The sequence below is a fragment of the Actinobacillus vicugnae genome, assembly GCF_901687125.1.
GTDB lineage: Bacteria > Pseudomonadota > Gammaproteobacteria > Enterobacterales > Pasteurellaceae > Actinobacillus > Actinobacillus vicugnae.
In genome coordinates this window covers 54714-72670 of sequence record NZ_CABFJY010000011.1, presented here as the reverse complement: position 1 = coordinate 72670, position 17957 = coordinate 54714, and the positions used below count along the sequence as shown (strand labels likewise).

9 protein-coding genes are annotated in these 17957 nt (G+C 39.8%); 4 read left to right on the top strand and 5 right to left on the bottom strand.

The annotated features are described in order from the left end of the window. Positions 1 to 22: 22 nt before the first annotated feature. The 4 genes from tamB to F8M47_RS03370 all read left to right on the top strand — a co-directional run bounded on the left by tamB (position 23) and on the right by F8M47_RS03370 (position 10048). A complete protein-coding gene (gene tamB / locus F8M47_RS03385; protein ID WP_150538803.1) occupies positions 23 to 3979 on the top strand; it encodes an autotransporter assembly complex protein TamB in 3957 nt (1318 codons plus the stop codon). Between the two features lie 671 nt (positions 3980 to 4650). Beyond that, positions 4651 to 9237, top strand: a complete 4587-nt coding sequence (locus F8M47_RS03380) for a YadA-like family protein (RefSeq protein WP_150538802.1) — start codon at positions 4651 to 4653, stop codon at positions 9235 to 9237. A gap of 160 nt (positions 9238 to 9397) precedes the next feature. Then, on the top strand, positions 9398 to 9619 hold the full coding sequence (locus F8M47_RS03375) for a TraU family protein (protein ID WP_150538925.1): 222 nt from the start codon (positions 9398 to 9400) through the stop codon (positions 9617 to 9619). 132 nt (positions 9620 to 9751) lie between these two features. Continuing rightward, a complete protein-coding gene (locus F8M47_RS03370; RefSeq protein ID WP_150538801.1) occupies positions 9752 to 10048 on the top strand; it encodes a hypothetical protein in 297 nt (98 codons plus the stop codon). A 77-nt stretch (positions 10049 to 10125) separates the two neighbouring features. Here the strand turns inward: F8M47_RS03370 and F8M47_RS03365 are convergent, their stop codons facing one another. Genes F8M47_RS03365 through F8M47_RS03345 form a run of 5 tightly spaced genes read right to left on the bottom strand, consistent with a single transcriptional unit; the run spans position 10126 to position 17939 of the window. After that, positions 10126 to 11295 (bottom strand): nucleotide sugar dehydrogenase, encoded by a 1170-nt coding sequence (locus F8M47_RS03365; RefSeq protein WP_150538800.1) that lies wholly within the window; start codon positions 11293 to 11295, stop codon positions 10126 to 10128. 14 nt (positions 11296 to 11309) lie between these two features. Continuing rightward, complete coding sequence (locus tag F8M47_RS03360) at positions 11310 to 13613, bottom strand: phosphotransferase (RefSeq protein ID WP_150538799.1); 2304 nt, start codon at positions 13611 to 13613, stop codon at positions 11310 to 11312. 27 nt (positions 13614 to 13640) lie between these two features. Continuing rightward, entirely contained in the window at positions 13641 to 15524 is a 1884-nt protein-coding gene (locus F8M47_RS03355; RefSeq protein ID WP_150538798.1) for an ABC transporter ATP-binding protein, read from the bottom strand. Then, positions 15505 to 16695 carry a glycosyltransferase family 4 protein gene (locus tag F8M47_RS03350; protein ID WP_150538797.1) on the bottom strand — a complete coding sequence of 397 codons (1191 nt, stop codon included), beginning with the start codon at positions 16693 to 16695 and terminating at the stop codon, positions 15505 to 15507. The genes F8M47_RS03355 and F8M47_RS03350 overlap by 20 nt, the downstream gene beginning before the upstream one ends. A 14-nt stretch (positions 16696 to 16709) precedes the next feature. Next, positions 16710 to 17939, bottom strand: a complete 1230-nt coding sequence (locus F8M47_RS03345) for a glycosyltransferase family 4 protein (protein WP_150538796.1) — start codon at positions 17937 to 17939, stop codon at positions 16710 to 16712. Between the last annotated feature and the right edge of the window lie 18 nt (positions 17940 to 17957).

The window sequence follows — 17957 nt, the reverse complement described above, 5'->3', positions numbered from 1 at the left end:
TATGGAATTAAAGGTGATAGCGGTGAGTGAACAAAATCAACAACAAGATCCCCAACAATTAGCACAAGCACCAGTAAAATCTAAAAAAAGTAAATGGCGCTGGCTTGGTTATTTGGGCGGCGGTTTATTGGGGGTAACATTAATACCTGTGGCGCTTTTGGCGACAGGGAAAGGGCAACGTACAGCATTTGAATTAGCGGATAAGTGGCTCGATTCATTAACAATCGGCAATGTCGCAGGCAGTTTGCAAGACGGATTAACACTCAGCGATGCAAAATTTGTAATGGACGGTGTGGATGTAGCTGTTGGGCAAGCAGATTTACATATTGGCTTTGGTTGCTTATTTAATCAAGAAGCATGCGTTGAAAATATTGCGGTTAAAGATACGAAAGTGGTAATTGACACAGCAAAATTACCACCTTCTCGGCCGTCTGAAGACAGAGAGCCCTTTACCGAATTAAATTTACCGCTTGGCGTTTCGGTTAAGCAACTTACTTTAGATAATATTCAAGTCCAAGTGGATGAAATGGATATTAGCCTAAATCATTTTTATTCAGGCATTTCGGGTAAAGGCAGAGCGCTTCGCTTAGCACCAACTAAATTGGACGGCTTACAGCTTTCACTTGCGCCAGTCGAGGCAGAACAAGCGGTCGAAAAAACGCAAAAAATTGCAAAAAATTCACAAAATTCGACCGCTTCTCCAATTGATTGGGTGACCATAAAACAGCAATTAGCACAACCTTTGCTCACCAAGCAAGCGCCAATTAAATTGCCATTAGATGCTGCTATTCCACAATTGTCAGCAAAAAATATTCAAGTTGAGCAAAAGGTAAAAGACAAAGATGGCAAATTGATTACACCACAATCTATTGTGAAAGTGGAATCGTTGGCGTTGCAAGCAAATGCCGATCAAGAAGTGCTTGAATTATCTCAACTTTCACTCAAAAGTGATAGAGGTGATCTAAATGGCACAGGCTTGCTAAAATTTAGCGAAAATTACCCGCTTGACTGGTCTTTAAAGGCGGATTCGCCGTTATTGGTAGATTTAAACATCCCGGCGAGCCAAGCAAAACTATCGCTTACGGGCGAATTATTTGGCAAAACTTCGTTAGATATTCAAACTAATGGCGCAATAAAAGCGAATTTAACGGGCAATGTGCAATTGGCAGAAGCTAAAATGCCGTTCAATTTGTACTTAACCAGTGATGCAGTGTCGTATCCATTTATCCCAGAAAAAGGGCAAGTTCCGTTGAAATTGTCTAAAATTGATTTATCAATCATGGGGGATTTGCTTAATTATCAATTAGATACGCAAATCAGTGCGAGCGGTATGGGCATTCCTGCGAGCCAAGCGAATTTAAAAGGTAAAGGCGAAATTAGCCAATTTAACATTGAGCAATTAGCGTTAAATGCGTTAGATGGCAAAGCGAATTTAAGCGGAAATATCAGCTGGGAAAATGGGCTGGAATGGCAGGCAAAAACCGTTCTGAATTCGATCAATACTAAATCGCTTACGCCAGATTGGCCTGCAATTCTATTTGGTGGATTGCAATCGAAAGGTTACGTAGGGCGAGGTGAAATGGGGGAGGATTGGAATGTTGAGGTTTCAAACCTAGATTTAACAGGATCGCTATTGCAAAAAAATTTACAGCTTAAAGGGGATTTAACTTCTAATCCTCAAACTTTGCTGAATGTGCCTTCCGCCACTTTGGTTTATGGTGAAAATAATATTGCGTTGCAAGGTATTTTGGGCGATAAATCCGATTTTGCTGCGCAAATTCATGCACCAAATTTAAGCGGATTATTACCGAAATTAGCAGCTAATATTGAAGGTAATCTTAAATTAACAGGCAAAATCGCAGAGCCAAATTTAGATTTGGATTTAACGGCTAATACTTTAAATTATGATCAGCTTAATCTTAAAAATTTAATTGCAAAAGGCAAAATCACCACAGAAAAAACGATTCAAGGTAATCTAAATATTCATTTAGCGCAATTGGCATATGGCGATGTAAAAGTAGAAAATGCGAATTTAGTGGCAAGAGGTAATGAAGCGAACCACAATTTAAAATTAAATGCCAAAGGCAGTCCAGTTGGGGCAAATTTGCAACTTTCTGGAAAATTTGACCGCTTGCAACAAGTATGGCATGGGCAATTAAGTCAAGTGGAGATTGATGCAAAAGAGTTCGGCTTATTTAAAATAAATCGAGCGGTAAATGTAAATTATGATAATAAACAAATTAATGCGAATATTTCAGCGCACTGTTGGAATAATCCAAAAATTAATTTGTGCTTCCCACAAACATTTAATGCAGGGCAAGAAGGTAAAGTTCCATTTGAAATTAAGCAATTTGATCTTGCTGCACTGAAAACTTTTTTAGCACAAACAAGCCAACTATCGGGCATTGTAAATGCAAAAGGTGATGTGGCTTGGTTTAAAAACAAACAGCCACAAGTGAATGTGGAATTAGATTCAAATTCATTGAAATTCGTTCAAAAATTAGAGGGTGGCAACAGTTTTCCGTTAGCATTAAGCCCAGTAAAAGTGAATGCCAATTTAGCAGATAATAATCTGAAGCTGAAAACCGATATTAAGGTGGAAAATAACGGTCGCCTAACCAGCGATTTGCTGATGAATGATGTTGCTAATGCGCGTAAATTGTCGGGTAATATTCAGATTGAACAGCTCACTTTAAAACTCATTAAACCGTTATTAACAGGCGGTGAATCAGTGGACGGTAATATTAATGCACGTTTAACTGTGGCAGGCTCTGCTAGCACACCGTTATTAAATGGCACCTTAACGCTAAGCGAACTGCGTGCAAAGGCGAATGCAATGCCATTTGATGTGACAGGCGGCAATTTAGCGTTAAATTTCCACGGTGCAACTTCAACTTTAACAGGCAAAGTACAAACGACGGAAAGTGAATTACGCTTAGACGGTGAGGCAGACTGGCGCCGTTTGGATGCGTGGCGTACTCGAGTACATGCACAAGCAAACCGCTTTCGTGTGAACGTGCCGAATATGGCGAAGGTAGAATTTAGCCCAAATATTGAAGTTACCGTAACGCCAAAAGAGCTTATGTTAGGTGGCAATATTGATATTCCTTGGGCGAGAATTGTGGTCGAATCTCTGCCAGAAAGTGCTATCAGCGTGAGCAGTGATGAAGTGATTATGGATGGCTCGATGAAACAAAAAGTGCCACTAGCACAACGTAAAATTCCACAGCAAACGCCAAGCGGTATAGCGATTAAATCGAATATTAATATTAACATTGGTGATGATGTGAGTATTAATGCTTACGGTTTAAAAAGTCATTTAAATGGCAGCATTGCTGTTCGCCAAGGCAAGCAAGGGTTAGGGCTTTACGGTCAGGTCAATCTTAAAAATGGGCGTTATGCCTCATTTGGGCAAGATTTACTGATTCGTAAAGGTGTAATCAGCTTTGCAGGGCTTCCGTCACAACCAACGTTAAATATTGAAGCGATTCGCAACCCTGAGGCGATGGAAGATTCCAATGTTACCGCTGGGGTAAAAATGATCGGTTTAGCCGATAACCCAGAAGTTAAGGTGTTTTCTGAACCGTCAATGTCACAAAATGAAGCACTTTCTTATATATTAACAGGGCGCTCACTAGATAATAGCGGGGATGCAGGCTCAAGTAACTCAATGGCTGCTGCTTTATTGAGTATGAGTTTAGCGAAAAGCAGTAAAACTGTTGGCGCAGTGGGGAGTACATTTGGTTTAAATGATTTAAATGTAACTACAGCAGGGATTGGTGATAATACCAAAGTGGAAGTAAGTGCAAATTTAACCCCTAAATTTAAAGTGAAATATGGAGTAGGAATTTTTGCAGCACTTACTGAATTGACTTTGCGTTATAACTTAGCACCACGCCTTTATCTGCAATGGGTATCTAGTGTAAATCAAGCGGTAGATTTAATGTATCGTTTTGAATTTGACGAAATGTTTGAGTAATAAATAGATAGTCAGCAACGATAGTAATTAATAACCACGAAACTCACAGATTACATGGAATTTTTTTCGATGTAATCTGTGAGTTTTGTGGTTTTTTATTTTTATGTAGAGTTGAAAAGATATTTTTCTATTTGTATTAATGTTTGAAAATTTATTTGTTTAGTCGTTTTTTTATGTAAGTTAATCAATGTTGATTAAAGCTTACTTGATTTTAAATTAATAAAAGCTATATATCATTATATGGCTTTTATTATTAACCATTTATAAATGGTAATTGTTATCTTTTAAAATATTTTTGGTGAGGATAATTTTTATTAATTTCATGGTATGTAGAGTATTTAAAATTAATAGTATTTTAAAGTTAAAATTTAAAAAATTTGAACTTTAAAAGAAATGGAGTGTCTCTAAGGGCTTGTTAATAAATTGACGAAATAACATGGACTTAATTGAAGTTACTTCGCTATTTATTACAAAAGCTTACTCTGTAAGTGTATGTAACAAAGTATGAGGTAGTCCCTGATCAGAGGACTAGCTGTATGCTTACTAGGCTAGAATAAGGAGATTTTGGCTTAGATAAACCAAAATGTATGTAGTGGTACGTTGAGGAATCTTCGTACATTTTAAATTGAATACATTTGTATTCAATTTAAGAATCAAAAGGAAAGAAAAATATGAATAAAATTTTTAAAATCATCTGGAATCATGCAACACAGACGTTTGTCGTTACTTCAGAACTGTCTAAAACAAGGGCTAAGTCTTCATCTGTTACGAAAGATGAAAGACGTTCTCCTACAAATGGGTTATTAAATTTAGGTACAACAGCATTAGTACTTGGCGTTACATTAACTTCATTAGATGCAAATGCTGCGTTTTCTGCGGATGGCGGTAGTGCAACGGGCTATCGTTCAATAGCTATTGGGCAAGTATCTAGTGCTACAGGCACCTCGTCAACGGCAATCGGCACTTCTACTCGAGCAACGGGATTGAATGCAACGGCTATTGGGTACGGAGCAGCAGCAATAGATGAGGATGCTATTGCTATTGGTTCACTGGCTAATTCATCTGGAAATGATGCGGTGGCTATTGGTACAAATGCACAAGCAACACAATTGTCTTCGACTGCCGTAGGTGCAAATGCAACAGCTATAGGATTGTTATCTGTTGCATACGGACAAGGCGCTGAGGCAAAAGCTAACTACGCAAGTGCGCTAGGTAGTGGTTCGGTTGCAACTGCCACAAATGCCTCAGCGCTTGGTTCATTTGCTTTAGCAGAAGGAATTGAATCAACTGCTGTTGGTGCGATGACCTCTGCTGTAGGTCTACAATCGACCGCTTTAGGTTATGGTGCAGAAGCTTTAGCAAATAACACTATTGCTATTGGTAATGTAGCGAATGCTACAAAAACAAATTCTATTGCTGTAGGTAATCAAAGTAAGGCCGCTGATGCAGATACAATCGCTATTGGTAATAATTCAATGGCTTCAGCAGTCAGCGCAACTGCACTAGGGGATAATTCATTAGCATCTGGCGGGCTTTCAACTGCAATAGGTACTTCTGCAACTTCTACGGGGTTAGCTGCAACGTCAATTGGTGTATTAGCTAAAGCAACGGCAGATGGTGCAAATGCAATGGGTTTTGAAGCAAATGCTTCAAATAACAATACTGTTGCTGTGGGTACATCTTCAATAGCTTCTGGTCCTGAATCAACAGCATTAGGTTATAATTCAACTGCTTCAGCACAAAATAGCATGGCATTAGGTTCAGACTCTATTGCAAGCGCAACAAGTGCTTTAGCTGTTGGGGTTGGCGCAACTGCCACGGCAGACAGTGCAGTGGCAATTGGTAATGATTCAAATGCAACAGGTCAAAGTGCGGTAGCAATTGGTGAAAGCTCAAATGCAACAGGCACTTATGCAACTGCAGTGGGTGATACATCAACCGCAACAGGTAGTCGCTCAGTAGCTTTGGGTATTGATGCTAAAGCACTTAATAGTTCTTCAATGGCACTAGGTGATAATGCAATAGCATCGCAGGACAATTCAGTAGCGTTAGGTTCTGGTTCGACAACTTCTGTGGCAGTGAATACAAATTCAGCAGAAGTAAATGGCGTGACTTACTCTGGTTTTGCTGGAAATATCGCTTATTCAGTAGTTTCTGTGGGTAATGATACTCAAAAACGTCAAATCCAAAATGTGGCGGCAGGTCGAATTAGTGCAGACTCAACGGATGCGATCAATGGCTCACAACTTTATGTGGTGGCGAATAATTTAACTACTGCAATTAATGTTGCAAATAGTACGGCAAATGCGGCGAATACGACTGCAAATACAGCAAATGCAACAGTAAATAAAGGCTGGAATATTACTAGTGCACAAACTGGCTCTGGTAATGCGGTTAATACGATTGATGATAATATTCAAATGGGGGAAACCTTAACAGTTGAAGCTGGCGATAATATCAATATTACTCAATCAGCAAATAAAATTTCAATTGCAACTAGCACAACACCAACATTTAACACAGTAACAACTCAAAACTTTAATGTTCAGCCAAATGGCAACATTAATATGGGGGGGAATGTAATTACGAATGTTGGCGCACCAGTAAATAATACAGACGCTGCAAATAAAGAATATGTTGATAATGGACGTACCAAAGTAACATCTACAGATAACTCTGTAACAGTAAATTATAACCAGGCTACGAATACTTATGATTTAGCCGTAGATGCAATATCAGCAATCAATTTAGAAGATGGTAAAAATACCAAAGTAAATAATACAGGCACGGCTTATACTGTTGATGCGTGGAATACGACGGCAAAAGCAGGTTCAACAGAAGTAAATGTTACGGCTAATGTTGATACAGCAACAAATACGATTGATTACACAATCGATCTTTCTGAAAGTGCGAAAAATAATATTACCACAGCAAATAACACGGCAAATTTAGCAAATAATACCGCTAATACCGCTAACAATACTGCAAATGTGGCGAATAATACGGCAAATTCAGCATTACAAACCGTTGTTACGCAAATCGATGGAACTGATGTAAAAAACATTACAAAAGATAACAATACTGCCAACTTTATCTCAGGTGATAATATTGAATTAACAGCAGATAATGAAGGTATTAAGATTTCAACGAGTGCAACGCCAACATTCACTAACGTAACGGTAGGTAACACTACGATCAACAATGAAGGTTTAACCATCAATAATGGCCCAAGTATCACAAATAATGGCATTGATGCAGCGAATACCACAATCAGCAATGTGAAAGACGGCAAAGTTGAAGCGGGTAGTAAAGAAGCGGTAAATGGCGGTCAGTTATTTAACGCAACCAGCAACTTAACAAATGCAGGTTTAAACTTTGTGGGCAACAACGCAAGCGGTGTAATTCACAAGAATTTAAGCGAAACATTATCGATTGTAGGTGAGTTAGCGGAAACAGTCGCAGCAAGTGCAAAAAATATCCGTGTAGATACAGAAAATGGTCAGTTAGTGATTAAGCTCAGTGAGAACCCAACATTTACGACAGTAACAACGGGTAACACAAGCTTAAGTGATAATGGCTTAACGATTAACAATGGCCCAAGTATTACCAATAATGGTATTGATGCAGGTAATAAAGTTATCACCAATGTTTCAGCAGGGACAAATGGCACAGATGCGGTTAATTTAGATCAGTTAAATAAAACTGCAGCAGCGGCGAAAACAGAGTTAAGCAACGGCTCAACCACGACAGTAAATACGACTCAAGGTGCAAATGGTCAAACGATTTCCACAGTAGAGGTAAACAAAGCGCCAGTTACCATCAACAGCACGACGGGTGTAGCAGAAACCAATACTACAGGTGATATAAACAATAGTTTCACTACAGTAGGCGATGTAGTAAACGCATTAAACAACGTATCTTGGACCATCCAAGGTAATGGAGTTGAAGCGGATAAAGTGACTGCAGGCAACCAAGTGAACTTTGTAAATGGCACGGGTACAACAGCGCAAGTGACATCTGATGGTACACAAACCAACGTAACCTTTAACGTAAACAAATCTGGTTTAACGGTGAGTAAAGACGGTAACGACAATGTAACGGTCATAGCAAATACAGCAGGCGATACATTTGCAACCGCAGAAGAGGTAGCGAAAGCGATTACAGATTCTGAATTAACTTCAACGGTAGTATCAGGTAATGACAACCTTGTTGTAACGAATGTAACCGAAGGTAATAACACTGAGTTTAAAGTGACGTTATCAAACAATCTAAGCTTAACTGAAAATGGTAGTGTAACGATTGGTAATACAACCGTGAATAACAGTGGCTTAACTGTGGGTAATGTTACGGTGAGTAATAATGGTATTGATGCTGGCGACAATAAAGTGACAGGTGTTGCAGACGGTGATATTTCTCCAACAAGTAAAGATGCAATCAATGGTTCTCAGCTTTATACCGCAAACCAGAATATTGCAAATTACTTCGGTGGAAATTCAACAGTTGATGCAAATGGTACTATTACAGCCCCAAGCTACACTATTACGAAGACTGACGGATCTACTACAACAGCAAACAGTGTCGGTGAAGCAATTAATAACCTCAACAATGAAGTTGTTAAACCACTTACATTTGCGGGTGACACAGGAACAGCATCAGAGCAGAAACTAGGTAGCACAATGACAGTGAAGGGTGGTATTACTGATGAATCTAAATTATCAGATAACAATATTGGGGTAGTTTCTGACGGAAATGGCACTTTAACTGTGAAATTAGCGAAAGATCTGAATGTGAGCAGTGTAAATGCAACGGAAGTTACTACAAATACTGTGAAAGCAGGCGATACAACAATTGATTCTGATGGCGTGAAGATTGCAAATGGCCCAAGCGTGACAAAATCAGGCGTTGATGCAGCAGGTACGAAGATCACTAATGTGAAAGCGGGCGAAGCGGATACTGACGCAGTGAATGTGAGCCAATTGAAAGCGGCAACAAATAATGTTCATAACCGTATCAACAAAGTGAATAAAGAACTTCGTGCAGGTATTGCAGGTGCGAATGCTGCAGCAGGTTTACCACAAGTTTATGTACCAGGTAAATCAATGGTGGCAGCGGCGGCTGGTACTTTCAAAGGTGAAAGTGCGTTAGCCGTAGGTTACTCTCGTTCAAGCGATAACGGCAAAGTTATCTTTAAATTACAAGGTAATGCGAATACTCGTGGAGACTTAGGTGGCTCTGTGGGTGTAGGTTACCAATGGTAATTGAAGCTAATTAACTTATAGTAAAAATGCAGCCTTAGGGCTGCATTTTTTTGTATCTATAGTGTTTATATTTACTTGGTTAATAACTGAATGCGACATGGTTAAATATATAGCTAATATTATCGTTATAGCGAATAGATAATGATTCAAATAGCAATACATAATTCCTGCAACGAAAAAGGATAAGGCTGGGAAATGGTATCCAAAAGAAGTGAAGGAAGGCGAAATAAAAACGCATAAATGGCAAATGCTCAGTCCGAAAACTGAAAACAGTTGCGCCATTTTTCCAGATAGCAATGTTACCGATACATACGGTCACAAACTATCAAATACCGAAAATTATAGTTGGGCGTTATGGCGACCGTATAGCTGTTGCAAATGACGTGGTCAAACGTTTTTAGGCAGTATTATCCGATTATATTCATGATTCTATCGGCGGAGGTGCGGCAATTTCGCCTCTTTCGTCAAGACGCAACGTAATAATTCAATTATTGCCAGTCGTTCTGGTTATGTGTTGTCTTCACTTGAATTTGAAGACAATCAAGATAGTTATTATGTGCAATATCAAGAATCAATGGGAGATGCTAAGCCATTCTTTGCAGGAGTATTTCGAGTTACTCAAGGTTCTGAACTGAAACAATTTGCTGTTTGTAACACAAAGAAATCAATCAAAAAAACTTTGAAACCAAACTCATACGACAATCTGGAGCAGGATGCTAACCGTTATCAACATATATCGGTTAATCATAATTTTAAAGCGGGCAACTCAATAAGTGATTTGCCCACTTTTTATCTTTATTTTATTGCGTAAAAATTTGATGTGCACTATCTAAACACAAGGGTTTCTTCAACATAAAATTGCTCTCCTAACAAGAAAAAATCAATAAATTAAATATCATCACCACGTAAATCGCGGGTATAAACTTTGTCTAAAACATCTCCCAGCTCTTCAGTGACACGATTTGCCAAAATGATGTCCGAATGTTTTTTGAATTCAGCCAAATCTTTTATGATTTTTGAATGATTAAATTCCTCACCGTGACACTCAGGTTCATAAATAATAATTCCAATGCCTTTCGCTTTAATACGTTTCATCACGCCTTGAATACTTGAGCTGCGGAAATTATCCGAACCAGATTTCATTGTTAATCGATAAACACCCACAACGGATGGATTTTTAGCGATCACTTCATTTGCAATGAAATCTTTACGGGTGGCATTGGATTGCACGATTGCACTAATCAAATTTTGCGGAATACCTTTATAATTCGCCAATAATTGTTTCGTATCTTTCGGTAAACAGTAACCACCGTAACCGAATGACGGATTATTATAATGCGTGCCGATACGTGGATCTAGGGATACGCCGTTGATAATATCTTTCGCATTAAGATTAAATGTGGCTGCGAATGAATCAAGCTCATTGAAGAATGCTACACGTAAAGCCAAATAAGTATTCGCGAATAATTTAATTGATTCCGCTTCGGTCGGATTGGTTAGCAGAATCGGTGTCTCTGATTTAAGACTGCATTCACGCAGAATATGGGCAAATTTCTCGGCGGCCTTGCAGGTATCACCCACCACAATACGCGATGGATGCAAGTTATCAAATAATGCCTTACCTTCACGTAAAAATTCTGGTGAAAAAATGATGTGTTCTGTATTGAAATACGCACGCATTTTTTGTGTAAAGCCCACAGGAATAGTTGATTTAATCATAAAGTATGCCTGTGGATTTTGAGCTAAACCAGCTTTCAAGACGGCTTCAACGGAATTTGTGTTGAAGTAATCCATTGTCGGATCGTAGTCTGTCGGTGTTGCGATAATCACATATTTAGCACCAGTATAAGCCGTTGTAGCATCCGTTGTTGCTGTAAGATTTAATGCTTTAGTCGTTAAATATTCAATGATTTCTTTATCTTGAATCGGTGAAATTTTGTGATTAATTTTTTCAATTTTTTCAGCAGAAATATCAAGCAGGGTCACTTGATGTTTTTGTGCTAATAAAATAGCATTCGATAGACCTACATAGCCTGCGCCGACAATAGTAATTTTCATGCTTTCCCCTTAACTTAATTCAGTAATACTTTAAAGTTTTGTTCCGTTATTTTTAATAATGATTCCGTAATCGGTTTACGATCATCAAATAACGTACTGATATAAATATGCCGTGCGAGCGAAAGCGCGGTGTAAGTGTTCACATCTTTTGCATTCGCATGAGTTTGAGCAATAAAGCTATGCTCGAACGCATCCATGTGTACTTTGAATGTATTAATATTGCCGTATTGGCGTAATCCATATTCTTGAATATGAGCAAGGTAATTTCCCGCATCTAACGCGGCATGACCTTGACTCATCAAATCCAAATCCAATAAAACCAGATGGCCTGGGTGTCCGTTTCGTTCTAACACCTGATCTTGATAAAAATCACGGTGCACAGAAACTAATTCTTGGCTTGAGATTAAACGCGAAATCTCCCAACTATCGCACCGTACTTTGGCAATACGTTCAGCCAAATGAGGCAGGATAGATTCGGCTTGGGTTAAACGATCTTGCAAAATTTCCATTTCTTTCTCGACTGTCCAAACTGGCAGTTCGAGTTCCTGTGCCACATTGCTTTGGTGCAAAGTATGTAATGCTTTGGCGACCGATTCACCCCAAAACGCTAAGCGTTGATTATTCGGGTGTAGTAATTCACCGAGGCATAAACCGTCGATTTTATCCTGCAACCACGTATGCAGTTCAGGCAGTTTACCCAAAGGGCGTGCGACACTGACGGTTTTCTCGTATTTAAAACCTTTATTCCATAAGGCTTTCTGTACTTTATAAGCACGATTGTCCAAACCTTTGGTACGATATTTGCCGATGAAATAACGTAGTCCGTTTTCGGTATTAACGGCATAATCAATTAAGGCGCGACGTTGTTTTTTATAACGTTTCAACACTGCACTTTTTAATTCACCTTGGAAATCTTCAGGCAGAGTAGACATGAGCATATTTTGCATTGCCACATGATCCGTTAAGGTTGATAACAGCGGGTCGGCAGAAATATCTGTCGGCGCATTGATATGCACAGTCAACGGATTACTTGGCTGATTTAATATTATTTCCGCTCGTTGCAATAATTGCAGACAGTTTTGCTCCCATTTTGCACTACGTTTACGAAATGGCTCCGTTGCTAATTTTAATATGGCCGAAGCAACAAAATACGGTAAACCATCTAAATCATACTGAGTCCGTTTTTGGTATGCTTTCAGTAGCGCAGTCATTAAATTTTTTGCTTTCCATTGTGGAATAACGCCTTCAATCACTTGTAACTCTAAGCGTGCCTGCATCGTCGCCAAATCCATTAACGGATTGCCAGAAGTTGCACGATCCCAGTCCAACACACGTAATTTCACGCGACCTTCTTTATTTTTACGCATAATCATTTGATCAAGCGAAAGATCACCGTGGATTAACGTAAAGTGCGGTATGATTTTCGGGAGTTTTTGCTCCAATTCGATAATCAAGGTTTTTAACCAATGAGCCGCTTCAGGCAGAATATGCTGGAAAGTATTCGTTACGTCGTTGAGTGCGTTTAACTCATCTGCAACATCATATTTGCCAGGATGTTTATACGGGCTTTGATGAATTCGGGCAATCGTTTTGGCTATCGTCGGAATCAACTCTTGAGACGGAAATTCCCCCTCTTCTGGGCACAAACTTGTACCTTTTTGCCAGCTGGTAACTAATGTGTACGTTGTGCCGTCAATACCGTAAATTTTTTGATGACGTTCCGCCACCGAAAACGTCGCGCCGATAATAATGCGACTGAAGTCCACACTATTTGAACTACGCACCACTGCGATAGTTTTCCCATCTTGGCGAACACGAGCCACGAGACGGCGTTCAGGTTTATAGCGCAACACTTCAAAGTGTAAACAGCTTTCTGAGGCGTTGGGCAAAATGCATTGCTTTAATAAATTTTGCTGTGCCTTTTTACTGGTTAACCATTTCAGATTGCCGATACCGCGGTCATGTACAGGGTACATAAATAAAATGTACTGATCCATTAAGGCAAAAGGCGAAAGCGGATCGTTTTGTAGTACCAGCTTTTGACGTTTAGGGTGATTCCATGATTCATCAAAACGTGCTTTGCTCAACGCTTTTGCATAAAAATATTGGGAAGAATGACCGTCAAACTCAATTTTTACGGTACAGGCACAGCTTGTATTCGGTTTATAACGCAGGTATTGCACTTGCGCTTTGATCGCATCTGCAAATTGAGGCAGCGTTTTAAGCTGTGCCAATAATGCTTGTTGGTTCAATAGTACGGCTAATCCTGGCAGATTCGGCTCGCGGGCGATAATTTGTTTGTCTGCTTTTGTCAGCATAATAAAATAAACTCCTTTGATTCGCTGTTAACCGTTTTGCAGTTTCCACCAAGCAGCATATTTACCGCCTTTCGCCAGTAATTTTTGGTGACTGCCTTGCTCTTTAACTGCACCGTTATCTACAAAAATAATGCGGTCGGCTTTAGTGGCAAAATTCAAATCGTGCGTGATGATAATAGTAGTGCGCCCATGGGTAAGATTATCTAGCGCCTTGATCACCGCATTTTCACTTTCCTGATCGAGACCGACCGTTGGTTCATCTAAAATTAAGATTGAGTTGTTATTTACCGCAGCACGTGCAATCGCAATACGCTGTCTTTGTCCACCAGATAATGAGCTACCACGTTCGCTTAATACCGTGTCATAGCCTTCAGGCATTGCCATAATAAAATCATGTGCTTGTGCCAGTTTGGCTGCTGCGATGATTTGTTCATCGGTCACTTCATCTTTATTGTTATGTGCGCCAAGAGCAATGTTTCTACGTATAGATACCCCGAACAGAATATTGTCCTGTGGCACGATGGCGATTTGTGAACGAACGCTAGATATTTTGTAGTCACGAATATCTTTGCCGTCAATGCGCACAGCACCTTCATCTGGATCATATAAACGTAGCAATAAGCTGGTAATCGTGGATTTACCTGCACCAGACGGACCGACTATCGCCACGCTTTGCCCTGGTTTGATAGTAAAATTCATATCTTTTAATACTGGTTGAGCAAGGTTTTCTTTGTTTTGATGGCTAAAGAAAACATGCTCAAATCGCACTTCACCTTTTACGTGTTTCAGTTTCGGAGCATTCGGTTTGTCTTGAATATCTGGCTCTTCATCCAACAGATCAACGATACGTTCGCCTGCTGCTAATGCTTTAGATAGACGAGTCGTGTATTTCGCATATTCACGTACGGGACGGAAAGAGTTATTTAAATACGACATAAAAATTAATAACTCACCTGGAGTCATTTCACCATGTAATACAGATCTTGCCCCCATGAATAAGACGATTGCCGTAACAAAAGCAACGAGAATATCTACACGACGTTCAAGACCTGCCGCAAGGCGTTTGGTTTTCACATCTTTCTTACGTGCATCGGTGTTGTTGCCAGCAAAACTTTGCAAGGTTGCATCTTCTAAAGATAATGACTGTACGATACGAATTGAACTGATATATTCTGCCGCTTTTGCAGCTAATGAACCTTCTTGCTTACGTTGTTCTCGACTGGCTTGATGAATTTTTTCGCCTGTACGATTCGTTGTCCACCAAAGAACAGGGAAAGAGAGTATAGCTAAGAGCGTTAAATTCCAGTCTAAGTAAAACATCATTCCCGTCATGCCGAGCAAAATAAGAATATTTGCCAGCATAGGCATTAATGCTGTGATAACCGCTTCACGCAACATGCCGATGTCGTTGATTAAACGCATTGTTAAATCGCCAGCTTTTGCCTGTGAGTGGAAACGTAACGATAGATATTGAATATGTTCAAACAAATCATTTCGTATACTACTAAGAATACGGCTACCCGCAAGCGCTAAACCAACGGTACTAAAAAAACTGCACGCCGATGTCATTAAAGCGACAATGACAACAGCAATACCGCAGCCAATTAATATCTGTTCTTGGGTGAGTTGAACTAGCAACGAATCGAATAACCCATAGTGTAAATTAGTCTCAAATTCTTTGGTACTTTCCTTAAGGACATCCGAGGGATCCAGTGATTCAATCAATACATGGTCAAATACGAATGCTAATGGCAATGGCTTAAGTAAGCGCATTCCAGTGGTCATTAATAAGGCTAAGAGTGATGTAATCACGAGCGTCCGTTCAGGACGAATGTAATCTTTTAACCTTCGGGCAACAGACCACCAAGCGGTGGTATTGATTTTCGGTACCTTAACGTTCTTTGCAGTCATGCGCGATGTCCAATATTTGATCTACAACCGATAACCAGCTGTGTCTTTGTTCCGCAGTTAAACGCGCAGCCTTACCAAGTGCGATCGTTTTTGCGGGATTTTTAATCAAAGATAAAATACCTCTCGCCATTTTTTGCGGATTTTCAGGTTCAACTAAAATGCCGTTATGATTATGTTCAACCACTGTAGGTAAGTGACCGACATTGGTTGTAATAATCGGTAATGCCGCTGCCATATATTCATAAATCTTCAATGGAGAAAAATAGAAATTCTCTAATTGCGGATACGGGGCGACTGCGATATCCATTTGAGCAAGCCATTGCGGTACGTCTTCAGGTTGTACCGCGCCAGCAAATGTGACGTAATCAGCTAGATTTAGCTGATTGATTTCTGCATTTAACGGTTCAAACTCAGGGCCGTCACCCACAATTAATAAGCGGACATTGTGGTCTTGTTCACGTAATAAACGCCATGCTTGCACTAGTGTTGCAAGACCGTGCCAAGGTTTTAATGTGCCTAAGAAACCAACTGTCACGGGTTGATGTTGTTCAACCGTTTGTTTTAAGTGACTTAAGCGTTCCGTGTTTTTTGTAGCCGCAGGAAGGAAGCGATCTAATGCGACACCATTTGCAATCACGTGCGTTTTGTGACCTACCTTTGCAAATGCCTCTAAATAGTGTTTTACACCTGGTGATACGGCAATAATTGCATCTGCATCATTAAACACAGCATGAGCAATTTTTTTCGCTTCTTGTTCTAACGGTAATTCGCGGTGTTTCTTTTGTTCCTCGATTAACGGTGCATTGACTTCCAATAAACCCATAATGTGATGTTTTTTCGCAAATGTCATACCGACGTTACTCCATAAAGAATAACGCTCGTAAACCAAATCAAACGGACCGTATTTTCCCAACATTTCTTCATTGGCAGTATTCGCTGCTAATGCGGTTTGCGCACGTTCTTCTTTGGAGGTTTTAGGTAATTTTGCAAATTTCTTGATGTTAATCTCTTTTAATTCTTCTGGTGCGTCACCGCCTAAACGCTGAGCAAAGAGAGTAACTTCATGACCGCGTGCCAGCATGCCTTTAATTACTTCTTGTACGTGTACGGAGGCGCCTTTAGTACCGAATACGGGAATACCTGGATCAGCACAAATATAAGCTATTCTCATAATTTATTTCCTGGTTATGCTTTTGATGAGTTAATTGCAGCGGCGAAGAAATCACGTTGTTTTGCCGCATTGGTATCTTCATCGTATTCTTGTTCAATTAATTGACGTCCGTTTTCAGACAGTTTTTTGCATAATGCATGGTCATTTAATAAGCGTATCATTGCATCAGCGAGAACTTCGGCATTTTCAGCTTCTACGCATAAACCCGTTTCGCCGTCTTTGACTAATTCGGGGATGCCTACAACTTGGGTAGAAATCACTGGGGTACCTAATGCCATAGATTCAAGTAATACCGTCGGTAAACCATCACGGTCACCGTCATCGCTGATTACGCAAGGTGAGACCACCATATTTGCCGTTGACATTTGACGAATAATATCTGGTTGAGCCATAGGTCCTACCATGGTAATCACATCACCGATATCAAGTGCAGTGATTTCCGCAGCGATTTCATCGCGTAATTTACCGTCGCCTATAAGAGTGCAGTACATTTTTTCGCCACGAGCTTTTAAGATTGCAAGCGCTTGCAATAAATAGGTGAACCCTTTTTTCGGGACTAAACGCCCAACGGCTAAAATATGACGTTCTCTTTTTTCAAATGGTGCGTAAGGGAATTTTTTTAAATCCATACCGTTATAGATGCGTACCACTTTATCCGCATCCGAACCGTATTGTGCTTGTAAATAGGCTTTGTTGTAGTCGGAAATGGTAATGGTCGTTGCAGAATCACGCATTTTTTCCCCTAAGTTAGTCGAATCCTCATATTGGAAGAAGATGTCTTTTGCGTGTGCGGTAAAAGTATAAGTAATGTCTGCAAGGCGCGCGGCTTGACGAGCCACGGTGGTTGCTTGGGTACCAAAGTGAGCGTGTAAGTGTTGAATACCGCGTTTTTTCACTTCTAATGCCACAGAAATTGCCTGGTATAATTCATATACGTTGCATTGATCAACTTGAGCTAATTTTTCAACAAAATTCGGTAATTCGGCAAACCCTTTACGCATTGCTTCCCATAAGTTTTCTAGATTACGTTGTTTGGATTCGTAACGCGTTACAGGACCACGAACACGAGAAATTCCGTCTTGGAAATGGGTTTCTTCAACTGGACCTAAAGCAAAAATATCGATTTTAGTGCCGACTCGTTCATGGGCTAAAATTTCATTAACAACAAAAGTTTCCGAAAAACGAGGGTAACGTTTCAGCACATAACCGACATACATAGGAGTAGTGTTGTTTAAAGTATTCATAATTACATCCATAAAAAA

What these genes read in the sequence shown, in the direction of transcription:
- F8M47_RS03355 (WP_150538798.1), bottom strand. Translation starts at nt 15,524, where the DNA reads ATGACTGCAAAGAACGTTAAGGTACCGAAAATCAATACCACCGCTTGG.
- F8M47_RS03360 (WP_150538799.1), bottom strand. Translation starts at nt 13,613, where the DNA reads ATGCTGACAAAAGCAGACAAACAAATTATCGCCCGCGAGCCGAATCTG.
- F8M47_RS03380 (WP_150538802.1), top strand. Translation starts at nt 4,651, where the DNA reads ATGAATAAAATTTTTAAAATCATCTGGAATCATGCAACACAGACGTTT.
- F8M47_RS03345 (WP_150538796.1), bottom strand. Translation starts at nt 17,939, where the DNA reads ATGAATACTTTAAACAACACTACTCCTATGTATGTCGGTTATGTGCTG.
- F8M47_RS03350 (WP_150538797.1), bottom strand. Translation starts at nt 16,695, where the DNA reads ATGAGAATAGCTTATATTTGTGCTGATCCAGGTATTCCCGTATTCGGT.
- F8M47_RS03365 (WP_150538800.1), bottom strand. Translation starts at nt 11,295, where the DNA reads ATGAAAATTACTATTGTCGGCGCAGGCTATGTAGGTCTATCGAATGCT.